Below are 21,638 nucleotides of genomic sequence, written 5' to 3' on the forward strand. Positions count from 1 at the left end.
CTCGCCGGTGCAACGAGAAAGCTGACGGGGAGCGTCTCACAGCACCGGCGGAGCCAGCCGCGCATCTGCTGCCTGAGGCTCTGAACCGGTGCGCATGGCGGGCCTCCTTGAAAGCACGTGTCCTGCGCCTCAATTGGTGCGGATGTGCTCCGCCGAGGCTGACCTCGGCACAATCTCCCTCGACCGTAGCAAGCCTGAACGGACATGTGCATGACACAGCCTCTCGAACTGGGCCTGGACACGTTTGGCGATGTCACTGCCGGGCCGGGTGGCCAGCCGCTGCCGCATGCAGAGGTCATTCGCAACCTGATCGACGAGGCCGTGCTGGCCGATCATGTCGGGGTCGATTTCTTCGGCGTGGGCGAGCATCATCGCGCCGATTTCGCCATTTCCTCACCGGAGGTCGTGCTTGCGGCGATTGCCGGACGGACAGAGCGGATCCGCCTCGGCTCCGCCGTCACGGTGCTGAGCTCGGACGATCCGATCCGGGTGTTCCAGCGCTTCTCGACGCTCAACGCGGCGTCAGGTGGACGGGCGGAGGTCATTCTCGGCCGTGGCTCCTTCACCGAGTCCTTCCCGCTGTTCGGGTATGAGCTGCGCGACTACGAAACCCTGTTCGAGGAGAAGCTCGATCTCTTCGCGGCGCTGATCAGCCGGGATACGGTGACCTGGTCCGGCACGACGCGGCCGCCGCTCAAGAACCAGAGCGTCTTTCCCACGCTGGAAACCGGGGTGCTGAAGACCTGGATCGGGGTTGGCGGGAGCCCTGAATCAGTCGTTCGCGCGGCCCGCTACGGCCTGCCGCTGATGCTCGCGATCATTGGCGGCGATCCGAAACGGTTCCGGCCCTATGTCGATCTCTACCATCGTGCCTTTGCACAGCTGGAGAAACCCGTGCCGCCGGTCGGGGTGCATTCGCCGGGCTATGTGGCCGAAACGGATGAGCAGGCGCGCGAGGAGTTCTTCACGGACTACAAGCGGATGCGAGACCGGATCGGCGGCGAACGCGGCTGGCCGCCGATGAACCGCGCCGAGTTCGATCAGGAGATCAACTTCGGCTCGCTCTATGTCGGGTCGCCGGAGACGGTCGCGCGCAAGATCGCTGCGACGGTCAAGGCGCTCGATGTGGCGCGCTTCCAGATGAAATACAGCGCCGGGCCTCTCGGCCATGACAAGCTCATGCACTGCGTCGAGCTCTATGGACGCCGGGTCATGCCGCTGGTCCGCGAAATGCTCGCCTGACGAGACCAGTTGCGGATGCGCCGGCAATGACGCTTCAATGCTGCCGACTGCAGGGGAGCGCGCGATGGCGACAGGGTTGAGGTCTTCGCTTGGGACAAGGGGGCTGTTCGTCGCTGCCGGGCTGCTGTTCTTGCCGGTGTTCGCGCAAGCCCAGCCGCAACCTGCGGCGAATCCGCAGCTGGCCGCGGCGCAGGTCGCCTTCGATGCCCTGCCCGAGGTCGAACGCAAGGCGATCCAGAACGACCTGATCTGGGCGGGGCATTTCAACGGCGCGGTGAGCGGCTCCTTCGGGCCGTTGACCTTTCGTGGCATCAACGCGCTGAAGGCCGGTTCGCGCGGGGCTCCGGACGGCATCCTGACGCCCGTCGAGCGCCGGGCACTGGCGCAGGCGGCGGGGGCGGCGCGAGAGGCGGCGGGCTTTCGCGTCATCACCGACGAACGCACCGGTATACGCATCGGCATTCCGACCAAGCTGCTGCCGCGCCGCGATGCGACCTCGACCGGCGGTGGTCGCTGGCAGAGCGAGGACGGCAGGGTAACGCTCGACACGAGCACGGCACCGTCAGGAGATACCATCGAGGCGCTGTTCGAGAAGGCAACAAGCGCAGCCGTTCCCGGGCGAAAAATCACCTACAAGCTGCTGCGGCCGGATTTCTTCGTGGTCACCGGCGAGACGCCGTCGGGACGGTTCTACCGGCGCCTGTCGTCCGGGCCCGGCGGCCTGCGCGGATTCTCGATCGGCTACGACAAGGCCCTGGCACCGAGTATCGACAAGCTTGTCATCGCCATTGCCAGCAGCTTCGAACCCTTCCCGACCGGGCCTGCGCCTGCGACGGCGGGTCCTGCTGTCGCGAACGCGGCGACGCCAGGCGCGGCACCTTCGGTCGCGGTCGCGGCAAGGCCGACGGAGCGCTTCGGTGTCGGCCTCGCTGTCTCGGACAAGCTCGTCCTGACGGCGGCAGCGGTGATCGACCCCTGCAAATCGCTCAAGGTTTCCGGTCGGCCGGCGCGGCTGCGCATCAAGGATGATTCGAGCGGCCTTGCCTTGCTGGATGTCGATGGCGCCGTAGCCGGAGCTCCTCCAGGCCTCAGGGGCGAGGCGTTGGGCGCACAGGAGAGTGTCGTGCTGATGGCCTTCGGCGATTCCGGCGGCCAGCGCACGGCGATGGCGCTGCCGGGACTATCTGTGCGCCTGGGCGGCGCTGGCGAGACCGTGTTCGCGCCATTGCAACCCGGCCAGGCCGGCAGCCCGGTCTTCGATCGCCAGGGCCGTCTTGCCGCTCTGGTGACGGCCAACCCCTCGGACAAGGTGCTGATTGCAGGCGTCGCGCCGCAGCGTACCTATGCGATTGCCGCCGGGACTGCCATGCAGTCGTTCCTGGGCAAGGCAGGCGTGACGCTTCAGGCCGTGCCGTCCGGGCCGGAAATCAGCACCGGAGCGGTGGTCGAGAAAGTCGGAAAGGCCGCATTGCCCGTCGCATGCGGACTGTGAACTGGCCTTCAAAGAGCAGTTGTTTCCGCCGTGACAATCGGCTCAGATAGCGTCGGACTGACAAGGGAACCCCGCATCCGCGGAGAAGCATCCCGGAACTAAATCGATTAAGCGGAGGGAATGTGGGAATGACCGACAGCATCAGCAGACGTAAGCTTTTGAAGGGCGCGGCAGCCGCGGGCGCGGCGGGCCTGATCGCCAAGCCGGCGATCGCGCAGGCGCAATGGCCAAGCCGCCCCCTGACGATGATCTGCCCATGGGGCGCAGGCGGCGGCACGGACGCAACGGCGCGCATCGTCGCCTCGCTCCTCGAGAAGGATCTTGGCCAGCCCTGCAATGTCGTCAACCGCACCGGCGGCTCGGGTGTCGTCGGTCATTCGGCGATCGCGACGGCGGCTCCCGACGGCTACACTATCGGTATGCTGACGGTCGAGATCTCGATGATGCATCATCAAGGGCTCACCGATCTCACGCCGGCAAGCTACACCGCGCTGGCCCTGATGAACGAGGATCCGCCAGGCGTCCAGGTCAGCGCCTCGAGCCCGTACAAGGACATCAAGGCCCTTGCCGAGGCCATCAAGGCTGCGCCTCCCGGCAAGCTCAAGGCCTCGGGAACTGGCCAGGGCGGCATCTGGCATCTGGCGTTGGTCGGCTGGCTGGTCGCGATGGGGCTGAAGCCCGATCACGTTGCCTGGGTGCCGTCGAACGGTGCTGCCCCCGGCATGCAGGACCTTGCGGCCGGCGGCATCGACATCGTCACCTGCTCGGTGCCTGAAGCCCGGGCCATGATCGATGCCGGCAAGGCTAGGTCGCTTGCCATCATGGCGACCGAGCGCAATCCCCAGTTCAAGGACGTCCCGACGCTGAACGAGACGCTCGGCATCAACTACTCGGTCGGCGCCTGGCGCGGCATCGGCGCGCCCAAGGGGCTTCCGGCCGATATCCAGGGCAAGCTCGCCGCCGCGCTGAAGAAGGCCTTCGATTCCAAGGAATACAAGGACTTCATGAACGCCCGTGGCTTCGGCATGAAGTTCGCCGATCCGGCAGGCTTCGCCAGCTTCATGGCGGAAGGAGACAAGGCCATGGCGTCCGCGATGAAGGCGGCCGGTCTGGCCAAGGCCTGATCTGCCTGCGCGAGATGTCGGGGTCGCCGCATGGCGGCTCCGGCTTTCGCTGTCCCGATCCTCCTTGTCGTCGAGAATTCGTTGTGACGCCACTTGCCGATCGCCTGTCGGGCTCCGCCATCGCCTTTCTCGGAGCCTGCGCATTCTTCTATGGATCGAAACTGCCCCCGGTTCCCGGGCAGCAGGTCGGCCCGTCCGCCTTTCCCATGGTGGTTGGCACCGGGCTCGCGCTGTGCGGCGCGCTGATCGTGCTCGGCGTCGGGCGCCATTTCGAGGAGGTGGCGGAGGCTGACGTTGCCAGCCATTCCGCACCCGAAGACCTGGTTCAGCCGCCGGCCTGGCGCGCATGGCTCGCCCTGCTGCCGCCCGCCCTGCTGATGTTCTACGCGCTGTTCTCCGAGACGCTCGGCTTCCTGCCGACGGCGGCGATCATGGTCGTGATCATGTCGACGGCCTTCGGTGCGAAGCCGAAGCTCTCGATCCCGCTCGCAGTGATCGCACCCTTCGTCATCAACCTGATCTTCCTGAAGCTGCTGCGGGTGCCCTTGCCTGCCGGTCTGCTGCCGTTCCCGTGGTGAGCCGATGAACACGATCATCCAGGCCTTCGGGCTCGTCTTTGCGCCGGACGTTCTCATCGCGATCTTCGCATCGGCGATCTACGGGCTGGTCGTCGGTTCCTTGCCCGGCCTTTCCGCCACAATGGCGACGGCGCTGCTGGTGCCCGTGACCTTCTATCTCTCGCCGATCGCCGCGGTTGCGACGATCATCACCGCCTCGGCGATGGCGATCTTCTCCGGCGATATTCCGGGCTGCCTGCTGCGTATTCCCGGCACTCCGGCTTCGGCGGCCTATACCGACGAAGCCTATGCGATGACGCGCAAGGGGCAGGCGGAAACAGCGCTCGGCATCTGCCTGTGGTTTTCGGCGCTCGGCGGCATCGCCGGCACGCTCTCGCTGATGGTGCTTGCGCCCATCCTGGCCGAGTTCGCACTGTCCTTCTCGACCTACGAGAATTTCTGGCTCGCGATGCTCGGCCTGATGTGTGCGACGCTGGTCGCGCGCTCCTCGCCGATCAAGGCGATCGCGGCAATGCTGCTCGGGCTGCTGATCACCTGTATCGGCATCGACAATCCCGGTGGCGTCGCGCGCTTCACCTTCGGCTCGACGGATCTTCTCGGTGGCATCGAGCCGATTCCGGCGCTTGTCGGCGTCTTCGCGCTGGCGGAGGTCATGCGCGCCCTCAGCGAGCGCGAACCGCCGAAGCTCGAGCACCGGCGTCTCGGCAGCATCCTCAAGGGCCAGATCGAGCTCACCAGGAAATATCCGAAGCAGCAGGCGCGCGGAAACATCGTCGGCATCATCATCGGCGTCCTGCCGGGCGCGGGTGCCGACATGGCTGCCTGGGTCAGCTATGCGATGGCGAAGCGCTTTTCCAAGACCCCGGAGAAATTTGGGACCGGCCATCCCGAAGGGCTGATCGAGGCTGGCGCCAGCAACAATGCAAGCCTGGCTTCAGGCTGGGTGCCGGCGCTGCTTTTCGGCATTCCCGGTGACACGATCACGGCGATCGCCATCGGCGTGCTCTACATGAAGGGGCTCAACCCCGGTCCGACCCTGTTCACCGAACAGGCCTCGAGCATGTATGCGCTCTACATCATCTTCCTGCTCGGCAACATCATCATGATTCCGCTCGGCATCATCATGATCCGGCTCGCGAGCCGCGTCGTCGGCGCTCCGCGCTCGGCGGTGATGCCGGTGATCATGATCTTCTGCGCGGTCGGCGCTTTCGCCACGGCAGGCAATAATCTGTTTGCGGTCTGGTGCGTCGCGGTCTTCGGCCTGATCGGCTTCGTGATGGAAAAGAACGGCTATCCGGTTGCGGCCCTGGTGCTCGGCATCGTCATGGGCACGATGGTCGAGCAGAGTTTCGTGACCTCGCTGATCAAGTCGGATGGCAGCATCCTGCCCTTCTTCAGCCGGCCGGTCTCGATCGTGCTTTCCTCGATGACAATTGCCGCCCTGCTCTGGCCGGTCTTCATGTGGTCGATGGAGAAGCTGCGGACGAGGCGGGCGGTCGCCGCGTAAGGCCGGGCGCGGCGTCAGGCGATAACATCACGTGCCTTTAGCGCGTCCAGGCGCTCGGCCGGCAGGCCGAGCTCTTCCTCGAGTACCGCCCTCGTGTCATGGCCCAGTGCTGGCGGCATATGGCGGATCGGCAGCCGTTCACCGTCGAGGCGGTAGGGCGGGGCGAGTACGGCGGGTGCGCCGGCATTGTCCCTGTCCTCCACCAGCATGCCGGCCCGTCCGGCCCGCTCCGAGCGCAAGGCGCGGTTGAGGCCGAGCACCTCGCCGCAGGGAATGCCGTTCGCCGCCAGTTTCGCGAGCAGTTCGGCGCGCGGGCGGGCGCGCAGCTCCGCCTCGATGAGTGGCAGCAATTCGGAACGGTGGATGGTGCGCTGGAGATTCGTGGCGTAGCAGGGGTTCTCGGCGAGGTCGGTCCGGTCGATCACCATGCGGCAGAAGCGATCATACTGAGCGTTGTTTCCGACGGTGAGGACGAGTGCGCCATCCGCTGCATCGAAGACGCCATAGGGCACGATCGAGGGATGGGCGTTGCCGTAGCGCGGCGGATCCTCGCCGAGCGCCAGGGCCTCCAGGCCGTAATAGGAGGTGACCGAGAGGCCGCAATCGAACAGCGCCATCTCGACATGCCTGCCCTTGCCGGTGCGCCCGCGCTGGACGAGCGCCGCGAGCACGGCCTGCGCTGCATATTGGCCGGTGAAGAGATCGGCGATCGCCACACCGAACTTCAGCGGGGGCTGGTCGTCATTGCCGTTCATGGCCATGAGGCCGGACTCGCCCTGGATGACGAGATCGTAGCCGGGTCGTGCGGCCTCAGGTCCCTCGGAGCCGTAGCCGGCAATGGAGCAGTAGATCAGGCCGGGGTTTTCGGCGCTGAGCGCGGCATAGCCAAGGCCGAGCTTGTCGGCGCCGCCGGTCTTGAAATTCTGGATCAGCACGTCGCTCTTGCGCGCGAGATCGAGGATGATGGCGAGGCCTTCGGGCTGACCGAGATCGATGCCGATCGAACGCTTGTTGCGGTTGACGCTGTTGAAATAGCAGGTGTTGCGCTCGCCGAGCCGCATGCCCCAGTCGCGCGTATCGTCGCCGCGTTGGGGATGCTCGACCTTGATGACATCGGCTCCGAGATCGGCCAGGACCTGGCCGCACCAGGGGCCGGCGAGGATGCGCGAGAGATCGAGCACACGAATGCCGGCGAGCGGAAGGTCGGAGGCGGTCACGGACCCATCACTCCTTCAAGGCTGGCCGCCAGCGCGATCAGGCGCGGCCGGACGTCCTCGAGCAGGAAGCCGGGATCGAGGATGACGGTCGGCGCGCCGCAGTTGATCGTCATCGGCGGCAGGCCGCCACCGGGGCGGAAGGCCACCGCAATCGCGTTCACCGTCGGTTGCCAGTCGCCGAAGGAGCGGACGCAGCCTGTCAGGCGATACTCCTCGAGCGCCTGTTCAATGCCCTCGCGCAGGCTCGGCCAGGCGGCGTCGTCGACAGAGCGGAAGTCGTCCAGGATGGCCTGGCGCTCGGCCGGGTCGCAGGCCGCGAGATAGGCCCGGCCCATGGCGCTGCGCGCCATCGAGATGCGCGAGCCGGTATCGATGTTGAGCGCGATTGCGACCTCGCCGCGGCAGCACTCGATATAGCGCATGCTCAGCCGGTCGCGGACGCCGAGGCCGACCGAGGCCTTGGCGAAATCGGCGAGTTCCTGCATGCCGGGCCGGGCGATCTGGCGGACATCGAGCCCGGCAAGTGCGGTGGCGCCGAGCGCGATCAGCGCGGTGCCAAGCCGGTATGCTCCACTGTGCGGGACATGATGGAGATAGCCGAGCTTGGTCAGCGTATAGGTCAGCCGCGAAACGGTGGAGCGGGCAAGCCCGCAGCGTGCTGCGATTTCCGAGTTGGCGAGCGCATCCTCGTTGCGCTTGAAGCAGGCGAGCACATCGAGCCCGCGCGCCAGGGCGGTGACGAAATGCCGGTCCTCCTTCGGGCCGGCAAGTTCGCCGCGTTCGGGGGCGTCCGACAGTTCCGCAGCCATAGCCTCAACGTTTCATCAGGAACGCGGCGAAGGCGGCCTGCGCCTCGGCCGAGACCAGGCGCTCGCCGAAATGCCTGGCTTCGAGCGCGATCGTTTCGGCCACGACGGCGGCATTGCCGCGCTTCAGCAGCATCTTTGTCAGGGCGACCGATTGCGGCGGCAGGGCGGCGAGCGCGCGGGCCTTGTCGAGCGCGATCGAGAGCGCTTCGCCTTCCGCCACCACGGCATTGACGAGGCCCGCTTCCGCTGCCGCCTCCGGAGGGAAGGCCTCACCCAGCATCAGCAGTTCCGCGGCGCGCTTGCTGCCGGCAATCATCGGCAGGAGATGGCTCGATCCGCCTTCGGGGCAGAGCCCGAGCGTGACGAAGGGCAGGCGGAAGCTGGCGCTGCGCCCGGCAAAGGCGAGGTCGCAATGCAACAGCATGGTGGTGCCGATGCCGACGGCAAAGCCTTCGACGGCGGCGACGATCGGCTTCTTCGCTGTCGAGATCGTCGTCAGGAAATCGATCGCGATGCGCGCACCATCGCCGGAGGCCGCGGCGAAATCCTTGATGTCGTTGCCGCTGGTGAAGCACCCGGCCGCCCCGGTGAGCACCAGCGCGCGGACGCTCTCATCGGCTTCGCCGGCGGCGATGGCTGCGATCAATCCGCCATAGGTGGCGCGGTCGAGCGCGTTGCGTCGATCGGGACGGTTGATGGTGATCTGCAGGACGCCGGGAGCGGTGGTTTGCGTCAGAACGGTCGCGGTCATTCCCTGCCTGTCCCTTGTCCATCTTCACGCGATCCCAGCAGCGCGTTCCGCCTGTTGGAAGGCTGCGCGGCAAGACTGGATTCGCGGGAGCGATCCGTCCTAGCGTCGATGGCTGCAAGGCATGACATGCAGCTTCTGCGGTGGTCAAGTTGCGGGTGTTGATTCTGCAATGCAGTTTTCTTTTTATGACACTGTCGAGGCGCCCCACTCAATTCTTGACAAGCTGTGGCCAGTCGCCTCTCTAGTCCAGGAAATGCAGCACTCAATTCTGCAATGCAGACTAAAAGCGTGAGGAACATGCCCATGGAGACCGTCCGGCTCTCGCAGCGCGGCTCGGTGGCGATCGCGACCATCGACAATCCTCCCGTAAATGCCCTGAGCGCGAGCCTGCGGGCCGCTCTCGTCGATGCGCTTTCGCGCGCGGCTGCCGACCCCGCGGTCGAGGCTATCGTGATCGCCGCTGCCGGACGGGCCTTCATCGCCGGCGCCGATATCAGCGAGTTCGGCAGGCCGCCGGTCGAGCCGACCTTGCCCGATGTGCTCGCAATCATCGAAGGCTCCGCGAAGCCGGTGGTGGCTGCCATCCAGGGCGTCGCGCTGGGCGGCGGGCTCGAGCTCGCGCTGGCCTGCCATGGCCGCGTGGCGGCACCGGGTGCAAAGCTCGGGCTGCCGGAGATCAAGCTCGGCATCATTCCCGGTGCCGGCGGCACGCAACGCCTGCCACGCGTGATCGGCGCGGCGAAGGCCTTTCCGATGATGCTGGGTGGAGAGCCGATCTCTGCGGAGAAGGCGGCCGCGTTCGGCCTCGCAGACCGGATCGTCGAGGGCGACCTCGTTGCTGCGGCCATTGCGCTGGCGCAGGAACTGGCAGCCAAGGGTGCGCCAGTGAAGACCGCCGAGCGCGCGGACATGCTCACGCAATCCGACCGCGAGACGTTCGAGGTTCTGGCCAGGGACGCGGCAGCCAGGTCCGGCGACATGCCGAATGCGCTGGCGCTGATCGAGGCGGTGCGCGGTGTCTTCACCCTGCCCTTCGGCGAAGGGCTTGCTGCCGAGCGCGCGCTGTTCCTCAAGCTGGTTGCCGATGACCGTTCCAAGGCCCTGCGCTACGCCTTCTTCGCCGAGCGCGAGGCGGCCAAGGTCCCGGGCATCGACGAGGGCAAGGCGGCGCGCCAGATCAAGCAGGCGGCCGTCATCGGCGCCGGCACGATGGGCGGCGGCATCGCGATGTGCTTCGCCAATGCCGGCATTCCGGTGACCGTGATCGAGACGACGCAGGAGCAGCTCGACAAGGGCTATGCCCGCATCCGCGACACCTACGGCTTCTCGGTCAAGCGTGGTTCGCTGACGGAAGCCGCGCGCGACCAGCGCATGGCGCTGATCACGCCGAAGCTCGGGCTCGAAGCCGCGGCCGAGGCGGATATCGTGATCGAAGCCGCCTTCGAGGAGATGAGTGTCAAACAGGAGATCTTCGGCGCGCTCGATGGGATTGCAAAGCAAGGCGCAATCCTGGCCTCGAACACCTCCTATCTCGACCTCGCGACCATCGCCATGGCGACGAAGCGGCCGCAGGATGTGATCGGGACACATTTCTTCAGCCCGGCCAATGTCATGAAGCTGCTCGAAATCGTGCGGCCGGCGGGCGTCGCGGATGATGCGGTGGCCACTGCGATCTCGCTCGGGCGCCGGCTCGGCAAGGTACCGGTCGTGGTCGGGAACTGCTTCGGCTTCGTGGGCAACCGCATGCTGGAACAGCGCACGCGCGCGGCCGAACGGCTGCTGATCGCCGGTGCGCTGCCGCACGAGGTCGATGCGGCGTTGACCGGTTTCGGCTTCAAGATGGGGCCCTTCGCGATGTCGGATCTCGCCGGCAACGATATCGGCTGGCGCACGCGCAAGTCGCGCGGCAGGACCGCAGCGGTCGCGGACGCAATCTGCGAACGCGGCTGGTTTGGTCAGAAGACGGGGCGCGGCTACTACCTCTATCCGGACGGTGCCCGCGCCGGGCAGCGCGACCCGGAGGTCGAGGCGCTGATCGCGCAGGTTTCCAAGGAGCAGGGCGTCGAACGCCGGGCGATGAAACCCGACGAAATCCTGGCGCGCCTGCTCGACCCGATGGTCAATGAGGGCGCGAAGATCCTCGCGGAGGGGATTGCTGCGCGGCCGGGCGATATCGATACGATCTGGATCAACGGCTATAACTGGCCGGCCTGGCGCGGTGGGCCGATGCACTGGGCCGACTCGGTCGGCCTCGATGTCATCGTCGAGCGGCTGGAAGGGCTCGCTGCGGAAAGCGGCGATGCCACGCTCGAGCCGGCGCCGCTGCTGCGCAAACTCACGGCCGAGCGCAAGGGTTTTGCGGACCTGAAGGCCAGGGTGGCGTGAGCCGGGCACCGCGCCCGATCTGGCAGGAGCGCTTTCCGCAGACCTGCGACTGGGACGCGGCGGTGGAAACCGGCACGGTGCCGGACCTGCTCGCACCGGCCGTCGCGGCGCGCCCGGAGGCGGTTGCCATCGCGTTCCGCGAGAGCGAGCTGAGCTATGGCGACCTCGACCGGCTGGCCACCCGGCTCGCTGCAGGATTGATCGCCGATGGTGTCAGGCCGGGCGACCGGGTGGCGCTGTTCCTTCCGAACACGCCCTGGCATCCGGTCGCCTTCTTCGCGGTCGCGCGCTGCGGCGCGACCGTCGTGCACCTGAGCGCTCTCGATGCCCTGCGAGAACTCGAGCACAAGCTCGAGGCAACGCAGCCCGTCCGCCTGATCACCACGAACCTTCCGGGCTTCCTGCCGCAGGTGCAAGCGCTGCATGCGGTGGGCTTTATCGAACGCGTGCTGGTGGGGGACGATGCGCGCTGTGGACCGGGGGAGGCCGAGCCGCAGGATCTGCCGCCCGGTGGCGATTTCGTCTGGCTCGACGACCTGATGATGGCGCCAAACCCGGCGAACTGGCCGGTGCTTTCGCCCGAGGATGTGATGCTGCTGCAGTTCACCGGCGGCACCACAGGGTTGCCAAAGGCGGCGATGCTGACGCATGGCAATCTCGTCTCGGCGGTGAATATCTACCGGCTCTGGACGGATGGCGAACCGCTGGAAGCCGGAGCGCAGACCGCGATCGCGGTCCTGCCGCTGTTCCACATCTACGCGCTGACCACGATCCTGCTGCGCCATTTGCGAGACGGCAATCGCATCCTGCTGCGCCAGCGCTTCGATGTCGAAACCCTGATCGAGGATATCGCGTTCCGCCGGGCGACGATGTTCTCCGGCGTGCCGACGATGTGGTTTGCCCTGCTCAACCGCAAGGGCGTCGAGACGGTCGATTTTTCGTCGCTGCGCTCCTGCGTCTCGGGTGGGGCGCCGCTGCCCTTCGAGGTCCAGACCCGGCTCGAAGGCATATTGGGTGTCAGGCTGAACAATGGCTGGGGCATGACCGAGACCGCACCCGCCGGCTCGCGCCTGCCGAAGCAGGCGAAGCCTCGACCGGGAGTGATCGGCGTGCCTTTGCCAGGCCTCGAGATGAAGATCGTCTCGCTCGATGCCGGGCGTGCCGATTGTCCGGCTGACGAGATCGGCGAGATCGCCATTCGCGGTCCCACTGTCTTCAAGGGTTACTGGAAGGATGCGGAGGCGACGCGCGATGCCTTCCACGAGGGCTGGTTCCTGACCGGGGATCTCGGCCGGATGGATGCAGACGGGCTGTTCCAGATCGTCGACCGGCGCAAGAACATGATCATTTCGAGCGGCTTCAACGTCTATCCAGTGGCGATCGAGAATGCGATCTACGAGCATCCGGCCGTGCAGGAAGTGCTCGTGATCGGCATCGACGACGATTATCGCGGCCAGGCGGCAAAGGCCTTCGTCGTGCTCAAGGCGGGTATGCCCGCCTTCGCGCTCGACGAATTGCTGCTCTTCCTGAAGGATCGCCTCGGCCGCCACGAGATGCCGCGCGCGCTGGAATTTCGCGACAGCCTGCCCCGCAGCGCTGCCGGGAAGCTGCTGGCGAAGGTGTTGATTGCCGAAGAACAAGAGAAGCGGGGCAGACCCGCTTCACCCGATTCCGCTGCATAGGACCTGAGAAAATCCATGACCGAAGCCGTCATCGTCTCCACCGCCCGCACGCCGATCGGCAAGGCCTATCGCGGTGCCTTCAACCAGACCCGCGGCGCCGATCTTGCCGCGCATGCCATCAAGGCAGCCTATGAGAAGGCGGGGGTAGAGCCGACGGCGATCGAGGAGATCGTGCTCGGCTGCGGCTATCCGGAGGCTGCGACCGGCGGCAATGTCGCCCGTCATGCCGCGCTCGTCGCCGGCATCCCGGTCGCTTCCGCCGGTGTCACGGTCAGCCGCTTCTGCGCTTCGGGCCTCGAGGCGATCGCGCATGCGGCCCGGCGCATCGTCATGGACGGCGTGCCGGTCGCGATCGGCGGGGGCGTCGAGTCGATCAGCCTCGTGCAGCCGGTGGTGCGGCGCGACCTCACCCAGAACGACTGGCTGATGAAGCACAAGCCCGAGATCTACACGACGATGATCGAGACCGCGGACAATGTCGCCGAGCGCTACGGCATCTCGCGCGAGGCGCAGGACGTGTTCTCGCTGGAAAGCCAGCGCCGCACCGCAGCGGCCCAGCAGCGCCGGCTGTTCGACGACGAGATCGTGCCGATGAGCGCAATGATGTCGGTCACCGACAAGGCGAGCGGCGAGACGCGGAACGAGCAGGTCACGCTCGCCAAGGACGAGGGCAACCGGCCGGACACTACGCTGGAGGGGCTCGCGAAGCTGAAGCCGGTGCGCGGCGAAGACAAGTTCATCACCGCCGGCAATGCCAGCCAGCTATCCGACGGTGCGGCTGCGAGCGTCGTGATGTCGGCGAAGGAGGCCGCACGGCGCGGTCTGTCGCCGCTCGGCATCTTCCGCGGCTTCGCATCGGCTGGCTGCGAGCCGGACGAGATGGGCATCGGCCCGGTCTTCGCGGTGCCGCGGCTCCTGGAGCGCAATGGCCTGAAGGTCTCGGATATCGATCTCTGGGAGCTCAACGAGGCCTTCGCCTCCCAGTCGATCTACTGCCGCGATACGCTCGGCATCGATCCCGAGAAGGTCAACGTCAATGGCGGCGCGATCTCGGTCGGCCATCCCTTCGGGATGAGCGGGGCGCGGCTGGTTGGCCATGCATTGCTGGAAGGGCGCCGCCGCAAGGCGCGCTATGCCGTCGTCACCATGTGCGTCGCCGGCGGCATGGGTTGCGCGGGGCTGTTCGAGATCAACCAGGGCTAGCCATCATGGACCTGCGCTTCACGCCCGAGGAAATCGCCTTCCGCGACGAGGTGAGACAGTTCTTCCGCACGGAGATCCCGGCTTCGATCCGCAGGAAGGTCTCCGAGGGGCTCGGGCTGGCGCGGGAGGACTATGTCACCTCACAGCGGATCATGAACGCGCGCGGCTGGGCCGTGCCGCATTGGCCCAGGGAATGGGGCGGGCAGGATTGGAGCCCGATCCAGCGCTATATCTTCACCGAGGAGATGCTGCTCGCCGCCGTGCCGCTGCCGCAGCAGTTCAACTGCTACATGGTCGGGCCGGTGATCGCGGCCTTCGGCTCCCAGAGCCAGAAGGAGAAGCATCTCGCGCGCATCGCCAATCTCGACGAATGGTGGTGCCAGGGCTTTTCCGAGCCCGGCGCGGGTTCGGATCTCGCCTCGCTCAAGACACGGGCGGTGCGCGATGGCGATCATTACATCGTCAACGGCCAGAAGACCTGGACCACGCTGGGGCAGCACGCCGACTGGATCTTCTGCCTCGTGCGCACGGACCCTGCGGCGAAGAAGCAGGCTGGCATCTCCTTCATCCTGATCGACATGAAGACGCCCGGCATCACAGTGCGCCCGATCATCACGCTCGAGGGCCGGCACGAGGTCAACGAGATCTTCTTCGACGATGTCCGCGTTCCCGTCGAAAACTGTGTCGGCGAGGAGAACCGAGGCTGGGACTATGCCAAGTTCCTGCTTGCCAACGAGCGGGTCGGCATCGCCCGGATCGGGCTTTCCAAGGAGCGCCTCGCCCGGATCAAGCGGTTGGCGAAGGAGATGCCGGCCGGCGACGGGATGCTGTGGGATGCCGCCGATTTCCGCGAGCGGTTCGCGCTCGTCGAGATCGAACTGAAGGCGCTGGAAATCACACAGATGCGGGTGGTCGCAGCACAGGGCAGGCGCGATTTCAACAAGCCCGATCCTGCCTCTTCGATCCTCAAGATCAAGGGCTCGCAATTGCAGCAGGCGACGACCGAACTGCTGCTGGAGGTGGCTGGGCCCTTCGCGCTGGCCGCGCCGCTGCGGACGGGCGACCTCACCAATGACTGGCCCTTCGAGCATGACTGGGCCGATGCCGCTGCGGCGAGCTATTTCAACAACCGCAAGGTCTCGATCTATGGCGGCTCGAACGAAATCCAGAAGAACATCATCGCCAAGGCGGTGCTGGGACTTTGACGATGAGGCTTGGCGATCTGCCTCGTCATGGCCGGGCCTGTCCCGGCCATCCCCGTCTTCCCTTCATGCGCGTCGCAGGACGCAGGCGCTCGCCACAAGGGCGAGCATGACGCGGTGGCAAACGCCCCGCCAGGCTGGATGAAACCCGATGGATTTCGACCTCTCTTCCGAACAAGCCCAGCTCAAAGACAGTGTCGAGCGGCTGATCGGCGCGGCCTACGGTTCGCTCGAAGCACGGCAGGCCTTGGCGAAGGAGCCGCTCGGTTTCTCCGAGAAGGGCTGGGCAATGTTCGCGGAGCTGGGCCTCACCGGCATCCCGTTCTCCGAGGAAGAGGGTGGTTTCGGCGGCGGTCCGGTCGAGACCATGGTGGTGATGGAGGCGCTGGGCAAGGGACTGGCGCCGGAGCCTTATCTTGCGAGCATCGTGCTGGGTGGCAGCGCTGTCCGGTTCGGAGGCTCGGTTGAACAGAAGGCGCGGATCATTCCTGGCATCGTCGACGGCTCCCTGCGTCTGGCGCTGGCCTTCACCGAGACGCAATCACGCTACGATCTGCACGACGTGGCGACGAGCGCGCGGCGAACGGAGACTGGGTTCGTGCTCGATGGCGCCAAGAGCGTCGTGATCAATGGCGACAGCGCGCACCAGATCGTGGTGAGCGCCAGGACGAATGGCGGGCGGCGCGACCGGAACGGCATCAGCCTCTTCCTGGTCGATGCGGCGGCGCCGGGCGTGAGCACTCGCGGCTACCCGACGCAGGATGGCGGACGGGCGGCGGAGATCGCCTTGTCCGGCGTCGTGCTCTGCGAGGAGGCTCTGCTGGGGCCACTCGGCGCAGGGCTGCCGATCCTTGAACGGGTTGCGGACCATGCCATCGCTGCGCTCGCCGCCGAAGCTGTCGGCATCATGGATGCGCTGCACGGCCTGACCGTCGATTATCTCAAGACGCGCCAGCAGTTCGGCGTCGCGATCGGGCAATTCCAGGTGCTGCAGCATCGCGCTGTCGACATGCTAATGGCGCTCGAACAGGCCCGCTCGATGGCGCTCTATGCCGCGATGATGGTCGGCCATCCGGATGCGGCGGAGCGGACGGCAGCGTTGTCGGCCGTGAAGGTCCAGATCAACCGGTCCTGCCGGCTGGTCGGGCAGGAGGCGGTGCAGCTCCATGGCGGCATCGGCATGACGATGGAATATCTCGGCGCGCATTATTTCAAGCGCCTGACCATGATCGAGAGCCTGTTCGGCGATATCCCCCATCATCTGCGGCGTGTCGGGCAGGCCGGCGGGCTGGTCGCTGCCTCCTGAGGCGACTTGCCGGACGAGGGCGTTCCTTGTCATCTTCGGCGTTGACTTGCGTTGACCAGCGCGCTTCCCGGAGGTGAGATCTTGAGTTCAGGCCTTGTCGCTCTGCTCGACGATATTGCGGCGCTTGCGAAGGTCGCCGCTGCGTCTCTCGATGATGCCACGAGCCAGGCGGCCAAGGCGAGCGCCAAGGCTGCCGGCATCGTCATCGACGATACGGCAGTGACGCCGCGCTACGCCGTCGGGTTCAGCGCGGATCGGGAATTGCCGATCATCGGGCGGATCGCCCTGGGCTCGTTGCGGAACAAGCTGGTATTCCTGCTGCCGGCGGCGCTTCTGCTGGCGCTGTTCGCACCCTGGGCGATCACGCCGCTGCTGATGCTGGGTAGCCTCTATCTCTGCTTCGAGGGAGCCGAGAAGGTCGTGGAACTGGTCCGGCCCCATGGCACGGTCGAGGGCGAGAGCGCTTTGGCGGGGATCGACGCCACACAGCTCGAGAACCAGAAAATCGGCGGGGCGGTGAAGACCGACTTCATCCTCTCGGCGGAGATCATGGCGATCACGCTCGCGAGCGTGTCTGAATCCTCGTTCTGGACCCAGGCGCTGGTGCTGGCCGTCGTTGGCATCGGGATGACCGCCTTCGTCTACGGTCTCGTCGCGCTGATCGTGAAGGCGGATGACGCCGGCGTCGCGCTGGCACGCAACGATCACCCCGTCTCCAGCCTGTTTCACTTTGGGCGTGGCAAGCTGTCCGCATTAGCCGTGCCCAACATCGCCGATCGCCTGCTGCGGCCCCTGTCCAGGGGATTCGGGCGGGGGCTCGTGGTGAGCATGCCGGTGCTGCTCTCGATCCTCAGCGCGGTCGGGACCGTCGCCATGCTCTGGGTCGGCGGCGGCATCCTGATCCACGGTTTCGAGGGCTATGGCTTCAGCGCGGTGGGTCATCTCATTCACGATGCTGCCGTGGCATCGGCCCGGTCCGTTCCCGGCCTGGGTGCGGTCGTCGAATGGCTGGTGACGGCGGCGCTGTCAGCGGTGGTCGGGTTGGCCGCGGGACTGGCAACCATCGTCGGCGTGCATGTCGCCGCGGAGCCAGTGTTGAAGCTGTTCCGTAAGAGCGCGCCAAAGGCGGTGTAGCCCCTGCCTCAGTCGAGCCAGGTGGTGAAGTTCTCGACCGGCTCGCGCTCCGGGATGAGACGGTTCGCAGGTGCGTCGGCGTGGCCGATGGCGATGCCGCAGACGACGACCTCGCTCTCGGGGATCGCCAGAGAATCGCGCACGACCGGATGAAAGCGGGCAAAAATCGCCTGTGGGCAGGTATCGAGGCCATGCGCCTGGGCAGCGACCAGCAAATTCTGGATGAACATGCCGAGATCGAGCCAGGAGCCGATCTCGAGGTCGCGATCGATCGTCACCATCAGCGCGACCGGCGCGCCGAAGAAGCGCAAATTATAGGCCGTCTGCCGCTTCATGCCCTCATGGTCACCCCTGGTGACGCCGAGCAGGCCGTAAAGGTCCCAGCCGACCTTGCGACGGCGCGACTGATAGGGCTCGGTGAAGGTCTGCGGATAGTAGCGATATTCCTCTGCCGGCTTGAAATCCGGATCGTCGAGTGCCGCAAGCAACCCGGCTTCCAGCCGTGCCCGGCTTTTCGGGCCGAGTACGCGCGCCTTCCAGGGCTGCATATTGGTGCCGCTCGGCGCCTGGGCGGCGAGCTCGAGCAGGTGCCGCACCAGGGCAGGGTCGACCGGGTCCGGCAGAAAGGCACGTACCGCGCGGCGGCCACGGATGGCCTGTTCGACCACGTCCGGCGCGAGCGCGGTGCGCTTGTTCATCCCCGCACGCCTTCACGCGCCTTCAGGAAGGCTTCGTGCTCGGCGAGCAGGCTGCCGGCGAGCGCCTTGGCGATCAGGGCGCGGGTGTTCTCGATGCCGTAGATCGCGGCGAAGGAGCCGAAGCGCGGGCCCTTGGGCTCACCGAGCAGGATCTCGTAGAGCGTGTTGAACCAGGCAAGCGAGACGCCGGCCGAGCCGTCCTTCTGCACGGTCTTGTAGGGATCGCGCCGGCCGATATCGTAGACCGCGTCCTGGATCGTACCGGCATCGGTAACGCCTGCAGCCGAGAGTTCGCCGAGCCTGACTGAGAGATCCTCCAGGGCCTGCCGCTCCTCCAACGTCGCCGGGCGGTATTGCTTGGCTGGCTTCACGAAATCCTGGAAGTAGCGGATCGCGTAGCCGACCAGCGCATCGAGGCGCGGATGGGTCGCAGGCGAGGCGCCTGGCGCATAGCGGCGCAGGAAGCCCCAGAGCACATCCTTGTCCTCGGCATTGGCGACGGCGACGAGGTTCATCAGCAGGCCGAAGGTGACCTGCGTCTTGGCTGCGTTCTCGCCTTCGCCCGAGGCGATCACCTCCGGTGCCGGCGGGTTGCCGTTATGGATGTGCCAGACGGGATTGCCGAGCCGGTTCTTCCAGTCCTGCCGTTCATAGCCGCCGAGGAACTGCAGATATTCGTCAGCCGCGCGCGGGATGACGTCGAAATGCAGCTTCTTGGCCTCGCGCGGGCGCGAGTACATGAACAGCGCCAGGCTCTCCTGCGAGCCATAGGAGAGCCATTGCTCGATGGTCAGGCCGTTGCCCTTCGACTTCGAGATCTTCTGGCCCTGCTCATCGAGGAAGAGCTCGTAGTTGAAGCCCTCCGGCGGCGTGGCATCGAGCGCGCGTGCGATGGCCGACGAGACCTTGACCGAATCGATCAGGTCCTTGCCCGCCATCTCGTAGTCGATGCCGAGCGCGACCCAGCGCATCGCCCAATCCGGCTTCCACTGCAGCTTGGCATGGCCGCCGGTGACCGGGGTCTCGAAGCGCTCGCCGCTGTCAGGGTCGGTCCAGGTGATGGTCCCCTTCTCGACATCGCGCGCCTCGATTGGCACCTGCATGACGATGCGGGTCCGGGGATGGATCGGCAGGAACGGCGAATAGGTCGCGGCGCGCTCCTCGCGGAGCGTCGGCAGCATGATCTTCATCACCGCGTCGTAGCGCGCCAGCAGCTTGAGCAGGGTCGCGTCGAACTCGCCCGCCCGGTAGCTGTCGGTCGAGGACTTGAACTCGTAGTCGAAGCCGAACTGGTCGAGGAAGGCGCGAAGGCGGGCATTGTTGTGCCGGCCGAACGAGTCATGCGTGCCGAAAGGGTCGGGGACCTCGGTCAGCGGCCGTCCGAGATGCTTCGCCAGCAGGTCCTTGTTCGGGACGTTGTCCGGCACCTTGCGCAGGCCGTCGAGATCGTCGGAGAAGGCGATCAGCCGCGTCGGCACCGTGTCGTCGGTCAGGACACGGAAGGCGTGGCGCACCATCGAGGTGCGCGCGACCTCGCCGAAGGTGCCGATATGCGGCAGGCCCGAGGGGCCGTACCCGGTCTCGAAGAGCACCTCTTTCTTGCCCGATTTCTCGATCCGGGCCACGAGCTTGCGTGCTTCCTCGAACGGCCAGGCGGCCGAACGCTGGGCGGCATCCACGAGCGTGGGATCGAAAGCGGACATTTGCGGCGGGTCCTCGTCTGTCTCTGGGTTTTCGGAAGCTCCGGCTTTGACAGATGAGAACGGGCGGCGTCAATCGGCGCGGGCTGCCCCGGGTCGCTGCCTGCCCTGCACCGCATTCATTGCCTGCCCGGGTCGCGTCCGGCTGAATTGCTCTTGCGGCGCATGCGTATAGGCTCCGCTCCGCGATTGGCTCTGTACCGGATACCTCATGGATCACGCTCTCCTCGAAACGCTCAAGACGTGGCGCCGACATCTCCACGCGCACCCCGAACTCTCGCTGAAGGAGAGCGCGACCGCCGCCTTCGTTCAGGAGAAGCTGACCGAACTCGGCATTCCCTTCACCGCCGGCATTGGCGGCCACGGCGTCGTCGCGACGCTGAAGCGCGGCAATTCGGACCGCAGCGTCGGATTGCGCGCCGATATGGACGCCTTGCCGATCCTCGAGGCGAATGACCTGCCCTACGCCTCCACGAACAAGGGCGTGATGCACGCCTGCGGTCATGATGGCCACACGACCTCCCTGCTCGGAGCAGCCGCCCTGCTGGCGCGCGACGAAAGCTGGAGCGGCACGGTCCATCTGCTGTTCCAGCCTTCGGAGGAGAATGGCGCCGGCGCCCGCGCGATGATCGCCGACGGGCTGTTCGAGCGCTTCCCGATGGAGCGCGTCTTCGGCTTCCATAACTGGCCCGGACTCGAAGCCGGCACCGTGGCGGTTCATCACGGACCGGTCATGGCCGAACCCGGCCGGTTCCGGATCACCCTGCACGGCACGGCCGGCCATGCCGCCAAGCCCGACCTGACGCGTGATCCGATCGTTGCGATGAGCCATCTGATCGTAGCCCTGCAGACGATCGTCGCCCGCAATGTCGACCCGCTCGACAGCGCGGTCGTCTCGGTCGGCATGGTGCATGGCGGCCAGGCGCCGAACCAGATTCCGTCCAGCGTCACCATCGACGGCACCTTCCGGACCTACCGGACCGCTGTGCGTGATCGCGTGATCGGGAGCCTCAAGCGCATTGCCAACAGCACGGCCGAGGCCTTCGAGATGCGGGCCGAGATCGAGATCATCACCGGCGGCCGCGCCACGGCGAATACCGAACTGGAGGAGGAGATCTCGGTCGCGGCGGCGAAGCAGGCTGGCCTGACGGTCCGGCGCGACGTGCCGCCGAGCACCGCGAGCGAGGATTTCTGCCATTTCCTGGCGGACAGGCCGGGCGCCTATGTCTGGATCGGCAATGGTCCGGTCACCGACGGTGGCGAGCTCCACAACGAGCGCTACAACTTCAACGATGATATCCTGCCTGCGACGGCCGGCTGGATGGCAAGCGCAGCTCGCTTGGCGCTCGAGGGCGAGCTCTCCAATACGAGCCCGGCGCGATGAAATGCGGCGGGGGGGGGGCCCGGGGGGCGCCCCCCGCCCCCCCCCTTGCGTTCTCTGCGCCGTGTGAGTGAAAGGGGGGGGGGGAGGTGGCGCGGGGGGAGTGGGGGGACGGGGGGGCGCGGCGCGCGGCGCCAGCGCTCGACCCCGGAAGCCGGACGGCTGCGGTGTAGACCGCGGCGTAGCTCGTGCGCGTGGGCGCGCGCGTCTGCAGTAGATCCGCTCAA

At 66.5% G+C, this 21,638-nt stretch carries 17 protein-coding genes; 12 read left to right on the top strand and 5 right to left on the bottom strand.

The genetic code is table 11. The annotated features are described in order from the left end of the window. Positions 1 to 210 precede the first annotated feature (210 nt). The 5 genes from FG93_RS24460 to FG93_RS24480 all read left to right on the top strand — a co-directional run bounded on the left by FG93_RS24460 (position 211) and on the right by FG93_RS24480 (position 5,943). Positions 211 to 1,242, top strand: coding sequence for an LLM class flavin-dependent oxidoreductase (locus FG93_RS24460; protein WP_043239744.1), 1,032 nt, complete (start codon positions 211 to 213; stop codon positions 1,240 to 1,242). A 64-nt stretch (positions 1,243 to 1,306) separates the two neighbouring features. Beyond that, positions 1,307 to 2,734, top strand: coding sequence for a trypsin-like peptidase domain-containing protein (locus FG93_RS24465; RefSeq protein ID WP_152579606.1), 1,428 nt, complete (start codon positions 1,307 to 1,309; stop codon positions 2,732 to 2,734). A 128-nt stretch (positions 2,735 to 2,862) separates the two neighbouring features. Beyond that, the gene (locus FG93_RS24470) at positions 2,863 to 3,858 is read left to right on the top strand and encodes a tripartite tricarboxylate transporter substrate binding protein (RefSeq protein ID WP_043239686.1); all 996 of its coding nucleotides are present in this window, start codon (positions 2,863 to 2,865) and stop codon (positions 3,856 to 3,858) included. An 83-nt stretch (positions 3,859 to 3,941) separates the two neighbouring features. Continuing rightward, positions 3,942 to 4,436 carry a tripartite tricarboxylate transporter TctB family protein gene (locus FG93_RS24475; protein ID WP_043239688.1) on the top strand — a complete coding sequence of 165 codons (495 nt, stop codon included), beginning with the start codon at positions 3,942 to 3,944 and terminating at the stop codon, positions 4,434 to 4,436. A gap of 4 nt (positions 4,437 to 4,440) precedes the next feature. After that, a complete protein-coding gene (locus FG93_RS24480; protein ID WP_043239690.1) occupies positions 4,441 to 5,943 on the top strand; it encodes a tripartite tricarboxylate transporter permease in 1,503 nt (500 codons plus the stop codon). Between the two features lie 14 nt (positions 5,944 to 5,957). On the opposite strand, the gene FG93_RS24485 is transcribed toward FG93_RS24480, so the two are convergent. Genes FG93_RS24485 through FG93_RS24495 form a run of 3 tightly spaced genes read right to left on the bottom strand, consistent with a single transcriptional unit; the run spans position 5,958 to position 8,720 of the window. Next, entirely contained in the window at positions 5,958 to 7,160 is a 1,203-nt protein-coding gene (locus FG93_RS24485; RefSeq protein WP_043239692.1) for a CaiB/BaiF CoA-transferase family protein, read from the bottom strand. Then, on the bottom strand, positions 7,157 to 7,969 hold the full coding sequence (locus FG93_RS24490; RefSeq protein WP_043239695.1) for an IclR family transcriptional regulator: 813 nt from the start codon (positions 7,967 to 7,969) through the stop codon (positions 7,157 to 7,159). The genes FG93_RS24485 and FG93_RS24490 overlap by 4 nt, the downstream gene beginning before the upstream one ends. Positions 7,970 to 7,973: 4 nt before the next feature. Next, entirely contained in the window at positions 7,974 to 8,720 is a 747-nt protein-coding gene (locus FG93_RS24495; protein ID WP_043239696.1) for an enoyl-CoA hydratase-related protein, read from the bottom strand. A 303-nt stretch (positions 8,721 to 9,023) separates the two neighbouring features. On the opposite strand from FG93_RS24495, the gene FG93_RS24500 reads away from it, so the two are divergent. The 6 genes from FG93_RS24500 to FG93_RS24525 all read left to right on the top strand — a co-directional run bounded on the left by FG93_RS24500 (position 9,024) and on the right by FG93_RS24525 (position 17,632). Next, the gene (locus tag FG93_RS24500) at positions 9,024 to 11,105 is read left to right on the top strand and encodes a 3-hydroxyacyl-CoA dehydrogenase NAD-binding domain-containing protein (protein WP_043239698.1); all 2,082 of its coding nucleotides are present in this window, start codon (positions 9,024 to 9,026) and stop codon (positions 11,103 to 11,105) included. Then, positions 11,102 to 12,787: an AMP-binding protein gene (locus FG93_RS24505; protein ID WP_052514154.1), complete on the top strand. Its 1,686-nt coding sequence runs from the start codon at positions 11,102 to 11,104 to the stop codon at positions 12,785 to 12,787. The genes FG93_RS24500 and FG93_RS24505 overlap by 4 nt, the downstream gene beginning before the upstream one ends. 15 nt (positions 12,788 to 12,802) lie before the next feature. Further along, positions 12,803 to 13,990, top strand: a complete 1,188-nt coding sequence (locus tag FG93_RS24510) for an acetyl-CoA C-acyltransferase (RefSeq protein ID WP_043239700.1) — start codon at positions 12,803 to 12,805, stop codon at positions 13,988 to 13,990. Between the two features lie 5 nt (positions 13,991 to 13,995). Then, positions 13,996 to 15,195, top strand: a complete 1,200-nt coding sequence (locus tag FG93_RS24515) for an acyl-CoA dehydrogenase family protein (protein ID WP_043239701.1) — start codon at positions 13,996 to 13,998, stop codon at positions 15,193 to 15,195. Between the two features lie 148 nt (positions 15,196 to 15,343). Beyond that, entirely contained in the window at positions 15,344 to 16,498 is a 1,155-nt protein-coding gene (locus FG93_RS24520) for an acyl-CoA dehydrogenase family protein (protein ID WP_043239703.1), read from the top strand. 81 nt (positions 16,499 to 16,579) lie between these two features. Next, on the top strand, positions 16,580 to 17,632 hold the full coding sequence (locus tag FG93_RS24525) for a DUF808 domain-containing protein (RefSeq protein WP_043239747.1): 1,053 nt from the start codon (positions 16,580 to 16,582) through the stop codon (positions 17,630 to 17,632). An 8-nt stretch (positions 17,633 to 17,640) separates the two neighbouring features. Here FG93_RS24525 and FG93_RS24530 read toward each other — a convergent pair whose 3' ends face one another. Continuing rightward, on the bottom strand, positions 17,641 to 18,330 hold the full coding sequence (locus tag FG93_RS24530; protein ID WP_043239705.1) for a nitroreductase: 690 nt from the start codon (positions 18,328 to 18,330) through the stop codon (positions 17,641 to 17,643). Further along, positions 18,327 to 20,033 (bottom strand): lysine--tRNA ligase, encoded by a 1,707-nt coding sequence (locus tag FG93_RS24535; protein WP_043239707.1) that lies wholly within the window; start codon positions 20,031 to 20,033, stop codon positions 18,327 to 18,329. The genes FG93_RS24530 and FG93_RS24535 overlap by 4 nt, the downstream gene beginning before the upstream one ends. A gap of 208 nt (positions 20,034 to 20,241) precedes the next feature. On the opposite strand from FG93_RS24535, the gene FG93_RS24540 reads away from it, so the two are divergent. Continuing rightward, positions 20,242 to 21,414, top strand: a complete 1,173-nt coding sequence (locus FG93_RS24540; RefSeq protein ID WP_043239709.1) for an amidohydrolase — start codon at positions 20,242 to 20,244, stop codon at positions 21,412 to 21,414. Positions 21,415 to 21,638: the final 224 nt, after the last annotated feature.

It is taken from the genome of Allobosea sp. LC85 (genome assembly GCF_000735605.1).
In the GTDB taxonomy this organism is placed as follows: domain Bacteria; phylum Pseudomonadota; class Alphaproteobacteria; order Rhizobiales; family Beijerinckiaceae; genus Allobosea.